Origin of the sequence: Citrobacter sp. 21OH12SH02A-Citro (genome assembly GCF_027919895.1) — a bacterium.
GTDB classification, from domain to species: Bacteria; Pseudomonadota; Gammaproteobacteria; order Enterobacterales; family Enterobacteriaceae; genus Citrobacter; species Citrobacter braakii.
In genome coordinates this window covers 1-12280 of the sequence record NZ_CP114804.1, presented here as the reverse complement: position 1 = coordinate 12280, position 12280 = coordinate 1, and the positions used below count along the sequence as shown (strand labels likewise).

At 49.5% G+C, this 12280-nt stretch carries 13 protein-coding genes; 1 reads left to right on the top strand and 12 read right to left on the bottom strand.

Annotation, left to right across the window (positions count from 1 at the left end):
• Positions 1 to 64: 64 nt before the first annotated feature.
• The 4 genes from O6D90_RS25180 to O6D90_RS25165 all read right to left on the bottom strand — a co-directional run bounded on the left by O6D90_RS25180 (position 65) and on the right by O6D90_RS25165 (position 4956).
• The gene (locus O6D90_RS25180) at positions 65 to 2062 is read right to left on the bottom strand and encodes a BCCT family transporter (protein ID WP_032939120.1); all 1998 of its coding nucleotides are present in this window, start codon (positions 2060 to 2062) and stop codon (positions 65 to 67) included.
• An 839-nt stretch (positions 2063 to 2901) separates the two neighbouring features.
• Positions 2902 to 3132: a hypothetical protein gene (locus tag O6D90_RS25175; RefSeq protein ID WP_058671987.1), complete on the bottom strand. Its 231-nt coding sequence runs from the start codon at positions 3130 to 3132 to the stop codon at positions 2902 to 2904.
• 202 nt (positions 3133 to 3334) lie between these two features.
• The gene (locus O6D90_RS25170; protein ID WP_270956670.1) at positions 3335 to 3928 is read right to left on the bottom strand and encodes a phage N-6-adenine-methyltransferase; all 594 of its coding nucleotides are present in this window, start codon (positions 3926 to 3928) and stop codon (positions 3335 to 3337) included.
• 185 nt (positions 3929 to 4113) lie between these two features.
• Positions 4114 to 4956, bottom strand: a complete 843-nt coding sequence (locus tag O6D90_RS25165; protein WP_270956669.1) for a hypothetical protein — start codon at positions 4954 to 4956, stop codon at positions 4114 to 4116.
• Positions 4957 to 5167: 211 nt separating this feature from the next.
• Between O6D90_RS25165 and O6D90_RS25160 the strand changes: the two genes are divergently transcribed.
• Positions 5168 to 6274: a YcjF family protein gene (locus O6D90_RS25160; protein WP_270956668.1), complete on the top strand. Its 1107-nt coding sequence runs from the start codon at positions 5168 to 5170 to the stop codon at positions 6272 to 6274.
• A 38-nt stretch (positions 6275 to 6312) separates the two neighbouring features.
• Here O6D90_RS25160 and O6D90_RS25155 read toward each other — a convergent pair whose 3' ends face one another.
• The 8 genes from O6D90_RS25155 to nrdB form a co-directional block, all read right to left on the bottom strand.
• Positions 6313 to 6855: a 3'-5' exonuclease gene (locus tag O6D90_RS25155; protein WP_270956667.1), complete on the bottom strand. Its 543-nt coding sequence runs from the start codon at positions 6853 to 6855 to the stop codon at positions 6313 to 6315.
• Positions 6856 to 6864: 9 nt separating this feature from the next.
• Complete coding sequence (locus O6D90_RS25150; protein ID WP_060570064.1) at positions 6865 to 7284, bottom strand: hypothetical protein; 420 nt, start codon at positions 7282 to 7284, stop codon at positions 6865 to 6867.
• A 63-nt stretch (positions 7285 to 7347) separates the two neighbouring features.
• Positions 7348 to 7992: an AAA family ATPase gene (locus O6D90_RS25145; RefSeq protein ID WP_047722246.1), complete on the bottom strand. Its 645-nt coding sequence runs from the start codon at positions 7990 to 7992 to the stop codon at positions 7348 to 7350.
• A complete protein-coding gene (dfrA51, locus tag O6D90_RS25140; protein WP_060570063.1) occupies positions 7992 to 8468 on the bottom strand; it encodes a trimethoprim-resistant dihydrofolate reductase DfrA51 in 477 nt (158 codons plus the stop codon). The genes O6D90_RS25145 and dfrA51 overlap by 1 nt, the downstream gene beginning before the upstream one ends.
• Positions 8465 to 8860, bottom strand: coding sequence for a hypothetical protein (locus O6D90_RS25135; protein ID WP_192841979.1), 396 nt, complete (start codon positions 8858 to 8860; stop codon positions 8465 to 8467). Before O6D90_RS25135 ends, dfrA51 begins: the two co-directional genes overlap by 4 nt.
• A 19-nt stretch (positions 8861 to 8879) precedes the next feature.
• A complete protein-coding gene (locus O6D90_RS25130; protein ID WP_047722243.1) occupies positions 8880 to 9983 on the bottom strand; it encodes a thymidylate synthase in 1104 nt (367 codons plus the stop codon).
• A 190-nt stretch (positions 9984 to 10173) separates the two neighbouring features.
• Positions 10174 to 11043, bottom strand: a complete 870-nt coding sequence (locus O6D90_RS25125; RefSeq protein ID WP_047722242.1) for a phosphoribosyl-ATP pyrophosphohydrolase family protein — start codon at positions 11041 to 11043, stop codon at positions 10174 to 10176.
• 82 nt (positions 11044 to 11125) lie between these two features.
• A complete protein-coding gene (gene nrdB, locus O6D90_RS25120; RefSeq protein WP_040110278.1) occupies positions 11126 to 12268 on the bottom strand; it encodes a class Ia ribonucleoside-diphosphate reductase subunit beta in 1143 nt (380 codons plus the stop codon).
• Between the last annotated feature and the right edge of the window lie 12 nt (positions 12269 to 12280).

Sequence of the window (12280 nt, the reverse complement as noted above, 5' to 3'; positions counted from 1 at the left end):
TCTGCATTCCCTCGTATTGCGGTCGGGATAAATAATTGCCGCCCCCTAGGACGGCATTTTGCTATCAACGAACCAGGTGCAGGAAGTGCAGGTGTTTTTCGTACTGGTCCAGTATGTCATTAATCAACTGTTCCTGATTCCAGCCCATCACATCATAATTTTGACCGCCTTCTTTGAGATAAACCTCAGCGCGATAATATCGATGTTGGTCAGTCTGCTGCTCATCATTATCCATTGCGGCGAGCGCGAAGGTGGGTGAGCTATACCCGCGAAGCCTCACTTCATATATAAAATTCAGCTCGTTGCCCAAATCCACTTCAAGACGAATACGATCGTCGGCTGCGTCACTAATGTGGCTTATCGTCCCCTGCTTGTTCAGTTCTTCCTGAACCAGCGTCATGGCAGGCTGGATAATGTCGTCCATAAAACGTTTCACAAGAGATCGTTTCGGCAGATACGCGATATTGCGTAACCTTCTCTGCCAGGGAATTGGGTTACGTGCAGCCGTAGGAGCAATAGTCGCCATGCTCAGGCTTTCACGCTTAGTCAAATCTCGACGCAGGGCTTTTAACAGCCCGTATATGGATATCAGCAAGATCACGGAGAAGGGTAATGCACTTGCTATTGTCACCGTTTGCAGCGCGCTCAGCCCTCCCGCAAGGAGAAGCGCAATTGCAACAACTCCCATGAGCGATGCCCAGAAGATTCGCTGCCAGACGGGTGTGTTTGCCACCCCACCTGATGCCAGAGTATCTACAACCATTGCCCCCGAGTCAGCAGATGTGACAAAGAAGACGATGACCATAGCCATTGCAATAAATGACAGCACGGAGGAGAACGGGAAATGCTCCAGGAAATTGAACAAGGCCAGCGAGACATCCTGTTGGACGGTATTGGCGAGATCGGTCGCCCCCTGGTTCATAATGAGATAGATTGCGCTGTTACCAAACACCGTCATCCACATGAGCGTAAAGCCGGCCGGAACAAACAGCACGCCGGTGACAAATTCGCGAATGGTTCGGCCGCGTGAGACCCGTGCGATAAACATCCCCACAAATGGCGACCATGAAAGCCACCATCCCCAGTACAGTAATGTCCAGCCCCCCAGCCAGTTGCTCGACTTAGGTTCATATGCGTAAAGATTGAACGTTTTACTCACCAGTTCCGAAAGATAACCGCCGGTATTTTCCACAAATGACTTCAGCAGAAGCACAGTTGGCCCCAGACACAGGACCAGCGCCAGGAGCAACAACGCGAGGCCCAAATTGAGCTCAGACAGGATACGTATTCCCTTGTCTAGGCCGGTCACCACAGAAATCGTCGCTAACCCCGTGATGGCCACGATCAGAATGACCTGCACCGTTTCATTAATGGGCACCCCGAATAGGTGGTTCAAACCGGCATTCACCTGCAAAACACCGTAACCCAGCGATGTTGCAACGCCAAAGACCGTACCTATAACGGCAAAAATATCAACCGCATGGCCTATAGGTCCGTATATGCGATCGCCAATAATGGGATAGAGTGCAGAACGCAGCGTTAAAGGTAGACCGTGGCGGTAACTGAAAAAGGCCAGAATCAGCGCTACAATGGCATAGATTGCCCAGGCATGCAGACCCCAGTGGAAGAAGGTCAGCCGCATTGCTTCCTTCGCTGCCGCAACAGTCTCTGGGGCGCCAACGGGAGGTGAGAGATAATGCATCACCGGTTCAGCAACGCCAAAGAACATCAGGCCGATCCCCATCCCTGCCGAAAAAAGCATCGCAAACCAGGAGTGATAGCTGAAATCAGGTTGCGCATGGTCCGGACCCAGCTTGATATCACCGTAGCGTGAGAGTCCCAGAAACGTGACACTCAATAAAATCAGGGCCACAGCAAGGATGTAGAACCAGCTTGCATTCGTGAAGATTTGTTGCTGAAGTAGTTTGAAATTTTTGTCAGCAACATCCGGGAATGCAGCGGCAAAAGCGACAAGAAGAAAAATTAACAAAGCAGATGTAAAGAATACAGCTTTGTTAATCTGGCTGTGACACTTCTTTGGGATTGTTTCATTTTCACTCATAATCATTTATTCCATTGATTTAAATCCGTATTGGATAATGCTTACCACCTCTTACAGAGTAGCAAAATTCAACTGACTATGCGGCGTGAATCGAGCACATGGTGTGATGAGTGCCGATACAAATCATCCTATAATCGAAGGAGTTCTTTGTTAATCAGCCTGCCACTTCTTGGGTATTTAATTTGCATATTCTGTACCAGAGCTGGGATATACGTTAAGTGAAGTATATTAGACACGAATTACCAGCTTCTGCTTTTGGCACATTGAAGACATTACGATGGGCGATTTTTCCCCTCACGCGTGTGCGTAAATATTAAAATTTTTTCTAGAAAAGAAAAACTTACTTCCCAGAACAGGTTTTAATAAAACCTGAACTGAACGAACGAAGTGAGTGAAGTTCACCTCGAACGAAGTGAGAGGTTGTCTTTTCAGGTAATACTCTCCCAGGGAGGTGAGTACAAAATTCCCTCACCAACCTGGTCGTTACATAACCTGAAAAGTTATGACCTAAGTCTACTGCCAGCTTAGGCTTGGGAAGTTATGGATGACAGCACCCCAGAACCGAGATCTTCCCACACTTTATGAAGGGGAGTACTGGATTCAACCTCTCGAAACACTCCAGACTCGACAATCATAAAGTGACCCTTCTCTCTGCCCACTTTGGTTCCCCCTTCCCCAACCCCTAAACGGTGCTGGTTCTACGCTGGTAGTGAGCTTTTTTAAACCTGACGCCAGTGACGCTATCCCCCACCCATCAGGTCGAGCTGCCGGAATCAATCCGGAAAGCGGGTAGATTTTATCACTGGCGATCTGCGTTTTAAATGGTAAGTACTTACCGATTATTTCGATTGATTATTTTCTCGACCATGAAGCTGGACGTTCAGGGCAAACACCTCATTGATGAGTTCCCCTAACAGCTGCTCGACCAGCTCTTTGTGCTCACCTGAGTGAAGGCACTTGAGCGACCATTCGTAGAGACTGAAAGCCTTATCGCGATCTTTCATCATGTCGCGTACTTTGGTCAGAAAATCGCTCTCAACGAGCGCTACGACGTTCGTCGGGTATACCATGATAGTTTTCCTTACTGTGGTTCATAAAATCGATTCTAGAGCGTCTGGAGAGGGGTTCCAGTGGGTTCTGGAGGTGTAAAACGGTCTGGGAGTTGTTTGGAAATCACGTCTTAAAAAGCCTGCGTCTGTATATATTAATAATTAGTACTTAGTTATTTATATATACGGAAGCAGGTTCTCAAACTAACTCCCAGGCTGGTGTTTACGCTGCCTTTTTACGTGGTCTCTTCTTCCTGACAACATTGGCAGGATCATAACCACCCAGCTTTTTCATCACCGCCAGCGGTATCTTGCTGATGGTGTGCCCAGCTTCCTGACAGTAGCCACGGAAGATAAGCAACATGCTGCCACCAGGGTTGATGTTCACCTCCACCAGCCCAAGTTCAACATCCGGCTCAACGAACGCCACGCGGCCGCCAGACAAGATGACGGTTTCGTTGGCGCATTCAGCCGCACGCTCGTACCACTGCGTATCGAGGGATTGTGGTATCAGCATGACCGTCGTCACTCCATGCGCCTGTTCGCGAATGGCTGCGTCTATCCAGGGGGTGATTTTGGAGTAGGGCGGGTTAAGGAACGCCACAGTGCCAGGTTCTCCCCAACTGCACTTGAGCGCATCACGCTCAACACCGATAAAGTTCGGCAGGAGAGCATTATCTTTGTTGCAGGCGACGTCCACATCGAACTTTACGCCTATGTAACGTTGGATGGCGACAAACAACCACTGCGGTGTGCGCCAAAGGTCGCGAAGAGAGGCATCACGCTCTCGCTTTTTGATTTTTTCGGCTGCGATCATTACTCTGCCCTGATAGGTAAATACTTACCTATTTTTTCATTTAATCCAACGGATAGCAAACAAAGAAGAACGCGCCAGATTCGCAAACGGGAAGCTCTCTGGCGCGTTTTATCGATGCTGGGTATGCAATTAGCTTACCCAGCATCCTAAATCTCTCAGGGGGCTTTAGATCGGGTTGGGGAACATCATCCAATGGAATACTCCGCTATGAATTTTTTGACGATCGGCGACTCTTTATTAAGGGTTAGATTTCCACCTTCCCTGGTGGCAATGCCAGTGGCCGGAAACACAGCCATCATCTGGCCAGCCTGAGTCGAAGCCGTGTTGAGTGGGTATGGTTTCTCCGGGTTGCTCATTAGCGCCAGTTTAATGCTATTGCTGGTCGCCGTGTTCGCGTCAAGGATATGGCGCATTGCGATTACCGTGTAGACGCTGATTTCAGGGCCACCACTAAACCAGTTCAGCAGGTTTAAGATCTTGTCTTTCGCTTTGACTGGCGCCCCTTCAAATGCGGCAGTAAAGCTCTCACGTTCCAGACCGGCTGTCGCATAGAACGATTCGTCCTTACCTTCCAGCGTGAAGCGAGGTTTGGCCGGAGCACGCTCTGATTTTGCCTTCTGGCGTTTTGGCTGCTCTTCTTCAGGTTTAGTCTCTGACGCCACTGAAGGTAAAGGAGTTGGATCTGTATCGGTAGTCTCAGTACTTTGAGCGTCAAGTTCAGGCGTTGGCTCGTTCACTATCTCCGCAATAAGATCACGCTCTGGTTCCTCAATCTTCACTGATTCGTGCTCAATCTCAAGCGCTTCCAGAACGCTACTCAGATCTCCGGTAGAGCTGGCATTCATGACTTCATCCGCCACCGCCTCGACTGGTTTTGAGATTGCATCATCCAGACCAGAGAGAAGATCGTCGATCTCGTCGACACCGCTCATTTTCGCAGCTTTCTGAACTGGTTCGTCGAGAGATTGCAGCATTGCAGTCAGTTCATCCAGGTCATCGTTTTTAACAGTGTTGGTAACTGCACTCATTTTTAACTCCTTATGTTTTCGTTGGTGCGTTTCCGCGTTTTGGTTGAGCGTATTCTGGCAAAACCTATCAGGCAAAAAACAAATAAATTCAGGTCATTACAGGAGATTTAGCTCACGCTTTTGAAGATTTTTTTCATACAAATCTCATATGTTTTTCCAAATGTAAAAGCAGCAGCTATGATAAGAGGCTTCTGCTAAAGGAGTGATTAATGTGAACATTGATGTAAATGCCATTTTGAACGATGCAGTCAAAGATATGCCCGTTGCTAACATCATCGTGATAGGAAAGACTGGTGTAGGGAAAAGCTCTCTCATTAATAGTGTATTTCGTGGAGACTTTGCGAGAACTGGAGTAGGGCGCCCTGTAACAGAAAATATAAAAGTAATTAAGAAAGAAGGCGTCCCATTACAAATCATTGATACTCAGGGACTTGAAGTTGCGGATTATGATAAAACAAGATTAAAAATTGAAAACTATATAAATGAAAATAACAATAGTGAAAAATCAGAGAATTATGTCCATCTCGCTTGGCTATGTATTAATGACACTGGTCAACGTTATGAAAACGCTGAATTAGATATTGCTAAGTTCCTGATAAATAAAGGAATACCAGTCATAGTGGTACTAACAAAAACAAACAATTTCACAAATAATGAATTTGCGAAAGAGGTTGAGGGTGCATTTAAAAACTATAGCCATTCCGTATGTCTGACTCGTGCGATTGAAGAAACGATTTATGATGAAGATGAACCAGATGAGATCATAGGGAAAAGAAAGGTTAGAGGCATAGATGATTTAATCCAAACATCGTATGAGGTTATTCCAGAAGCACAAAAAAAGGCATTTTCCAATGCTCTTTCAATTAAAAATAAGAAAGCATTGGATATAAAAAAAGAACAAGCCAGTAAAGAAGTTATTGCCGCAACAGCCCTCGCAGCTGCGGCCGCAGCAACCCCAGTCCCATTTTCAGATGCATTTACCTTAGTGCCAATTCAAGTCGCAATGATTGCAAAAATCAGTTACACCTTTGGAATGGATGTATCTAAAGCGGCATTAACAACAATGGTAACGTCTTTAATAGGTGCTGGTGGTGCAGTTTTTGTAGGACGAACAATTGTCACAGGGCTATTAAAGATGATATCTGGTGTAGGAAGCCTCGTTGGAGGGGCAATATCTGCAACAACGGCAAGTGCAATCACAAAAGTTCTAGGCGATACATACGTTCTGGTTCTGTACAAGCTCGCAACAGAGTCTAAAACCGGAGAAATTGATTTTGAAATGGCAGCCAAGTTACTGAAGGCAAAAGTTTCATTCTAAAAAGTTAAACGGTGCAATTTATTGCACCGTTCATTAAATTAAAAATCGAAAAAACCATATTTTTCCCGAGCTTTGAAAAAACATTGCATCATCAGCTCAGTATCGTAGAGAGCACTGTGGGCTTTCTCCAAGTCGTATGTGAACCCTAATGAGAACGCCAGTTCTTCTAGGCGTGGACGCTTCCCATCTTCGGTAGCCCACAACCCATCTAACATAGAGTCTACGAGGGGGATATCTGGCAATTTCACCCCATAACTGCCGAACTCGTGGCGAATGAACGGAAGGTCAAAAGCCTCTCCGTTATGGGCGACTAACGCGCTACATGCGCCCATGTACGCAGCAATCTTGCCTGCGTGGTCAGCCAGTAGCGGTTCCGTCGCCAGATCTTCCAGTGAAATGCCATGCACCGCCTGCGCCTTCGGATCGATACTGCGACGCGGGTTGAAGCGCATCTCAAGGCTGTCGATGTGCTTCTGGGTTTCCAGTTCATAACGGGTTATCGCGATTTCGATAATTTTGTGGCCGGATGTGAAGTCCAGCCCTGTGGACTCAATATCGACGCCACCGACAATCGTGGTCATTGGTACTCCTTACAGCTTCTTCGCGCCTTTCAGCAGTGCGCCACGCACAAACTGAGCAGCCTTTTTCAGTGCGTCCTCGCCACTTTCGCAGACGACCGGCTCGTGCCATTCGCCCGTTGATGTGTTGAGGATCTGGATTTGATTGGTCTCCAGGCAAACGGATACGAACAGAACCGTACCGCCTGAGAGTTTGAGGTGCATAGGAAACAGAGGGCGCTTGGTGCCGCCATTGAACTGCGACATCGCCACATTGATGGCTTCGCCAACCTCTTCCCCAACAAGCCCTTGAACGGACTCAAACACTGCGCGGATAGCCAGACGTGCTTCACGTTCACTCATCAAAGAGCGGGATTGTTCGTCAGCAATGCGGATCAGTGCTTCAATCGCTTTACGATCTAATTCATCCGAGAGGGGAAGTTCGTCTATCATTCTGTTTTTCCTCGATTCATTTCGCGTGTCTTATTGTCACACTGCCCAACAGGGGAGCAACATTCAGTGGAAGGTCACTCGTCCTGTTATACGGCGCTCGATGTTTTCAGCGGCTCTGTCCAGCACTCGCAATACCGATCTGGCTCGCGCTTCAACCGTGCGGCACTTTTCAGAGATAACGAACACCTGCAGATCGCCGGTTTGGGGAAGCGTGTTGATTTTTGTCAGCTCACCGCACATAAGTGCATCGATGCGAGCAACATAGAGACGGTCAAGCGATCCTCGCTGGGGACGCGCGAGATCTTTGCTGGAAAGCTCAACGCCCGGGCGAAGACCCGCGATAGCATTGAAGTTGGAAATGGCCGCTTTGTGGCAAAACTGCTCAATGTCGAGAGCCAGCTCGATGCAGCGGTCTTCGTTGGTCTGGCCGACCAGGTCAAGCGTATAAGCCATGACATCGGCTGGCGTGCGGTCGATAACAAAACCTTCAACGCCGCGGGTGATCATCTCGATGTGTCTGGCAATCTCCATCTGAACCTGAAGACGTTCGTAAAGAGGGAAACGCTCGCCAACCTTCACCCCCAGACTGCTCATCAGCTTGCCAACGCCGGCATCCACATACGGAATGCCATAATGCGCATCGATGTACCTTGCCAGGGTTGTTTTTCCACTGCCCTGTGCGCCAGTGATTCCAATCCGGTAATCCATTACGACCTTCTGTATACGATCTGCAAAAAGCCAGGCTCATCCTCATTTGCACGTTGGGTATAAGCCGTTTCGACTGGTACGAACCCTAAAGAACGCATCATTGGCGCCGGGAAGAACGCATCCGCGCCCGGCACATCCACGCCAATATGCGACAGCCAAATCTCTTCTACGTGTGGCATAAAGAGCGAGTAAACCTGCCCGCCACCAATCACCCAGACCGGATCTGGTAGTCTCAAAACGTCATCGATGCCAGCGGGGTAGAACCCATTGGGGGTATAGCCACGAGAGCGCGTCAAAACGAGGTTATGGCGCTCTGGCAGCGGGCGCTTGAGACTTTCCATCGTCTTACGTCCCATCACGACAGTGGCGTTTTTGGTGAGTTGTTTGAACAGTTTCAGATCGGTCGGGCAACGCCAGGGAAGTTCGTTGCCAATGCCGATTTCATAGTTGCGGCCGACAGCTGCAATCATCTTCATTGGCTTACCTCATAGATGGTTGGTCGCTGGTGAGAATCTGCCAGCGCAGAACGCAGACGCGGATCATGAACCAGTGCGGCGATAAGTAAGTCGCCTTTGTGCTCTGCCAGCGTGCGCTTGATATGGGTTTCAAAACTGACACCGCGCGGAACCAGGTGGAGCCAGTCATAATCAATGCCGAAGTCCTTCAGCCAGCGTTTGGTTGGGCCTTCAAGCGCTTCCTGACGACTACTGATAAGCACCACTTCAGCACCGGAGCGAGCAAAACCACGCAACATGCGGCTGGTGGGAAAGATGAGTTCATCACCGGCAATGAGAGCGCCTGCATCCGCATCAGACACTGCTTTGCGATGGCTGGCTCTCGCCAGCACACCTTCAATTTCACACAACACATACATCCCTCTGGCCATATCACACCGCCACTGGAACCTTGATCCACGGAAGAGGGCTGTAGCCGCACACCTGCACACCTTCCCATTTGAAGTCGTCCAGTTCGGCCCATTCATGCGGGAAGATGACAACAGGGTCGGACTCTTTGGGCGGCTCGCGCTTCATCAGTTCCTCAACGCCTTCCATGTGGTTGTCGTAGAGATGAACGTCAAAGCCAAAATGCACGAATGCGCCAGCCATGTGGCCGGTGATCTTCGCTAGGAAGTGGGAGAGAATGCCGTAACCGGCGATGTTGAACGGCATACCAACAAAGGTATCGACGCTGCGCTGCACCAGGCATGAGTTCAGGATTCGTTTCGGGATGCCCAGCTCGTCCAGCAGGTTCTCTGTAACGCCGCCATCTCTTTCCAGAAGACACAGCATCTGGGTGTAAATGGACTCGTGGCCGTGGCGGTTGTGCTGGATGCCAATGTCGGTGGCCATCGTCAGTCGGGTCTCAAAGTCCAGCTCACGACTCCACAGTGAGAACACGAAATGGCATGGCGGCAGCTTCATATCTTCCAGCTCGCCAACATTCCAGGCATTCAGCAGGATGCGACGATCTGTCGGGTTGGTGCGAAGCGTGTGAACGATACGCTGTAGCTGGTCGATTTCACGGGACAACACAACGCGATCTTCGCTTACGCCCAGATACCCCTCGACCTTGTACCCGCGCTCACGGAACGTGTCGATTTTGCTCAAATACTCGCTATGGCTCACGATGCGGGTGTCTTCCCACCGACGCCATTGCTTGCCATAGACCGGGCCTAAATCGCCATTTTCATCAGCCCAGGCATCCCAGATTTTGACGCCATTGTCTTTCAGGAACTGGATGTTGCCCGTTCCTTTGAGATACCACTCCAGCTCAACCAGTAACGGCTTCAGATTGACGGCTTTTCCGGAGATAAGTGGAACAGAGCCGCCCGTCAGCATGTAGAAGGAAGGGACATAAGAAACACTTTTTGTGCCGGTTCCGGTGCGATCGCCCGCGTGAACGCCAGTGTTGAGCACTGTTTCAACCACTTTGGCATACGAACCACTGGCAAACTGACCGTTCGTAAAGTCTCGATTCAGTAGGATAGACAAAATCAACCTCACACAAGATAGGTAAGTACATACATATTATTTTATACAAGTTTATCTATCAGAAGTGTGTAAGGCTAGGAGGAGAGTAAAAAAAATGGTGGCTCTTAGGCCACCATTGCAATGAGCAATTAAGAACTTGGACAATAAAAACACGCCCAGGCAATATATAATGATAAGTGGATACTTACAATTATTTTTTTACCATCTCGTAAAGAGATGAGGATTTCGCCTTCTCAACAAAGCGAGTCAGATCCACATCGCTGTAGGTTGGGGATTTGAGGATCTTGCCATCAGAAATTCTGAATCCAATCATCATGTCAGTCCCTTCAGCATGGCGGAAGCCCAGGTCTTCCTTGTCGTATTTGCAATTCTCTACCGCCACACGACGCTCTTCGGCGTCAGCCGGCCACAGCTTGGTCATGTTGGAACGGTGGATTTCTGCCACCAGCTCAACAATATCGATACCGAGAAAATCAGCCAGGCGGTAGGTCATCATGCAGGCAACGTAGATTTTGTTCATCACGCGGCGCAGCTCCTGCACCAATTCGGAATCGCTTATCGGCTTCGCTTCGAGTTTGTCAGCCAGCGCATTCAGCATTAATGCAGCTTCTTTTGCTTCTTCAAACGGGATGGCCATATCGTCAAAGACCGTGTTGCCCGGAACCATGATGGTGTGGATGAAGCGATCAACACTCTGCTCTTGGGTGTAGTAACTCATGCCCGTAGAGATGCCGCCTTTGATGGCCACCATTGTGCCGACGCCCACGTAAAGGAAGTCCGCCATCGCGTCCAGCAGCGCCGTCATATCCCCATTTTTGGCTGCCGGGATGCCCTCGGTAACAGCTTCTTCGTGGATCAGCTTGGCACGCAGACGCAGTAATGCCGGATCTGGAATGGCACGGCGTGGGTGCTGAAACAGTGTGTGGAACTGGTCAACCATCAAGTAGATGCTTTCCGTTGCCTTGCCAAAACCAGGATTCAACTCGTAAGGCTCTGGCTTAAATCCCACGAGTTTGTCTGCGGCAAGTTTCAGATGATCGGTCAGTTTCGTAAATTTCATGTCTTCTTTCTTTCCTTTGGACTTCATTTGATGCGTCAATTGTGACCCAGCAGCGCCAGGTCACAAAGTGGTTAAAATCGGCTTAAAGGTCTGCGAACTGGCTCAGGCCGGTGCGATCGACGGCGGAGTCAATCTGGCCGACGAGGTAGTTGCTTTGTTCAGCTTCCTGCGGAGCGATCTGCAGTGTGTCTGACAGCAGCCATTTGTTCATCCATACCAGTGGATCGTCTTTGATTTCCGGGAACAGCGGTCGCAGCCCAAGACGACGCATTGCCAGGTTGGTGCGGTATTTCACATAGCTTTTGAGGATGTCGGCATTCAAGCCAATCATTGAGCCGTCTTTAAACAGATAGTCAGCCCAGCGCATTTCCTGCCCGGCCACGTCCATCATGGTCTGATAGATGAAGCTCTCTTCTTCTGCGGCAATCATCTTCCACATCAGACCTTCACGACCGGTACGCATAAAGCGGATCATGCGTTCAGTACCTTCGCAATGCAGAGCCTCGTCGCGCGCGATGAAGCGCATGATCTTTGTGTTGCCCTCCAGCAGCTTCCGCTCACCAAAGGCGAACGTACACGCAAAGCTCACGTAGAAGCGAATCGCCTCCAGTGCATTCACCGACACCAGTGTTCGGAACAGCTGGCGCTGGAGAGGGTAGGGCTTGCCATCAAACTCGCTGACATACAGCCGTTCAAATTCGTCTTCGCCAAGATGCTGGCGAGCGCAGGTCATTTCGTACAGTCTGTCATATTCGCTTGAGATGCTTACAGCCCGGCTGATGATCTCTTCGTCCGTGACGATGCCGTCGAAAACGATGCTCGGGTCATCCACCATACCGCGGATAATGTGGGTATAGCTGCGGCTGTGAATCGTCTCAGAGAACGACCAGGTCTCAACCCATGTCTCCAGCTCAGGAATGGAGATCAGCGGCAGTAGTGTTGCGTTTGGACTGCGACCCTGAACGGAATCCAACAGCGTCTGGTAACGCAGGTTGCTCAGAAAAATATGGCGTTCGTGCTCTTGCAGCTTGGTATTGAAGTCGATGCGGTCAGTGGTAATGTCGACTTCTTCAGGGCGCCAGAAGAACGAGAGTTGTTTCTCAATCAGCTTTTCGAAGTCACGGTACTTTTGCTGATCGTAGCGTGCTACGTTGACAGACTGGCCGAGGAACATAGGTTCCTTCGTTGCGTCGTTAGCGCCCAAACGGAAAGTAGAATAAGTCATGTATTTCCCTCT

Excerpts from the sequence above, each read along its gene's own strand:
- dfrA51 (WP_060570063.1), bottom strand. The coding sequence starts at position 8,468 with ATGAAGATGATTGCAGCTGTCGGCCGCAACTATGAAATCGGCATTGGC.
- O6D90_RS25155 (WP_270956667.1), bottom strand. The coding sequence starts at position 6,855 with ATGACCACGATTGTCGGTGGCGTCGATATTGAGTCCACAGGGCTGGAC.
- O6D90_RS25125 (WP_047722242.1), bottom strand. The coding sequence starts at position 11,043 with ATGAAATTTACGAAACTGACCGATCATCTGAAACTTGCCGCAGACAAA.
- O6D90_RS25170 (WP_270956670.1), bottom strand. The coding sequence starts at position 3,928 with ATGATCGCAGCCGAAAAAATCAAAAAGCGAGAGCGTGATGCCTCTCTT.
- O6D90_RS25150 (WP_060570064.1), bottom strand. The coding sequence starts at position 7,284 with ATGATAGACGAACTTCCCCTCTCGGATGAATTAGATCGTAAAGCGATT.
- nrdB (WP_040110278.1), bottom strand. The coding sequence starts at position 12,268 with ATGACTTATTCTACTTTCCGTTTGGGCGCTAACGACGCAACGAAGGAA.
- O6D90_RS25145 (WP_047722246.1), bottom strand. The coding sequence starts at position 7,992 with ATGGATTACCGGATTGGAATCACTGGCGCACAGGGCAGTGGAAAAACA.
- O6D90_RS25180 (WP_032939120.1), bottom strand. The coding sequence starts at position 2,062 with ATGAGTGAAAATGAAACAATCCCAAAGAAGTGTCACAGCCAGATTAAC.
- O6D90_RS25175 (WP_058671987.1), bottom strand. The coding sequence starts at position 3,132 with ATGGTATACCCGACGAACGTCGTAGCGCTCGTTGAGAGCGATTTTCTG.
- O6D90_RS25165 (WP_270956669.1), bottom strand. The coding sequence starts at position 4,956 with ATGAGTGCAGTTACCAACACTGTTAAAAACGATGACCTGGATGAACTG.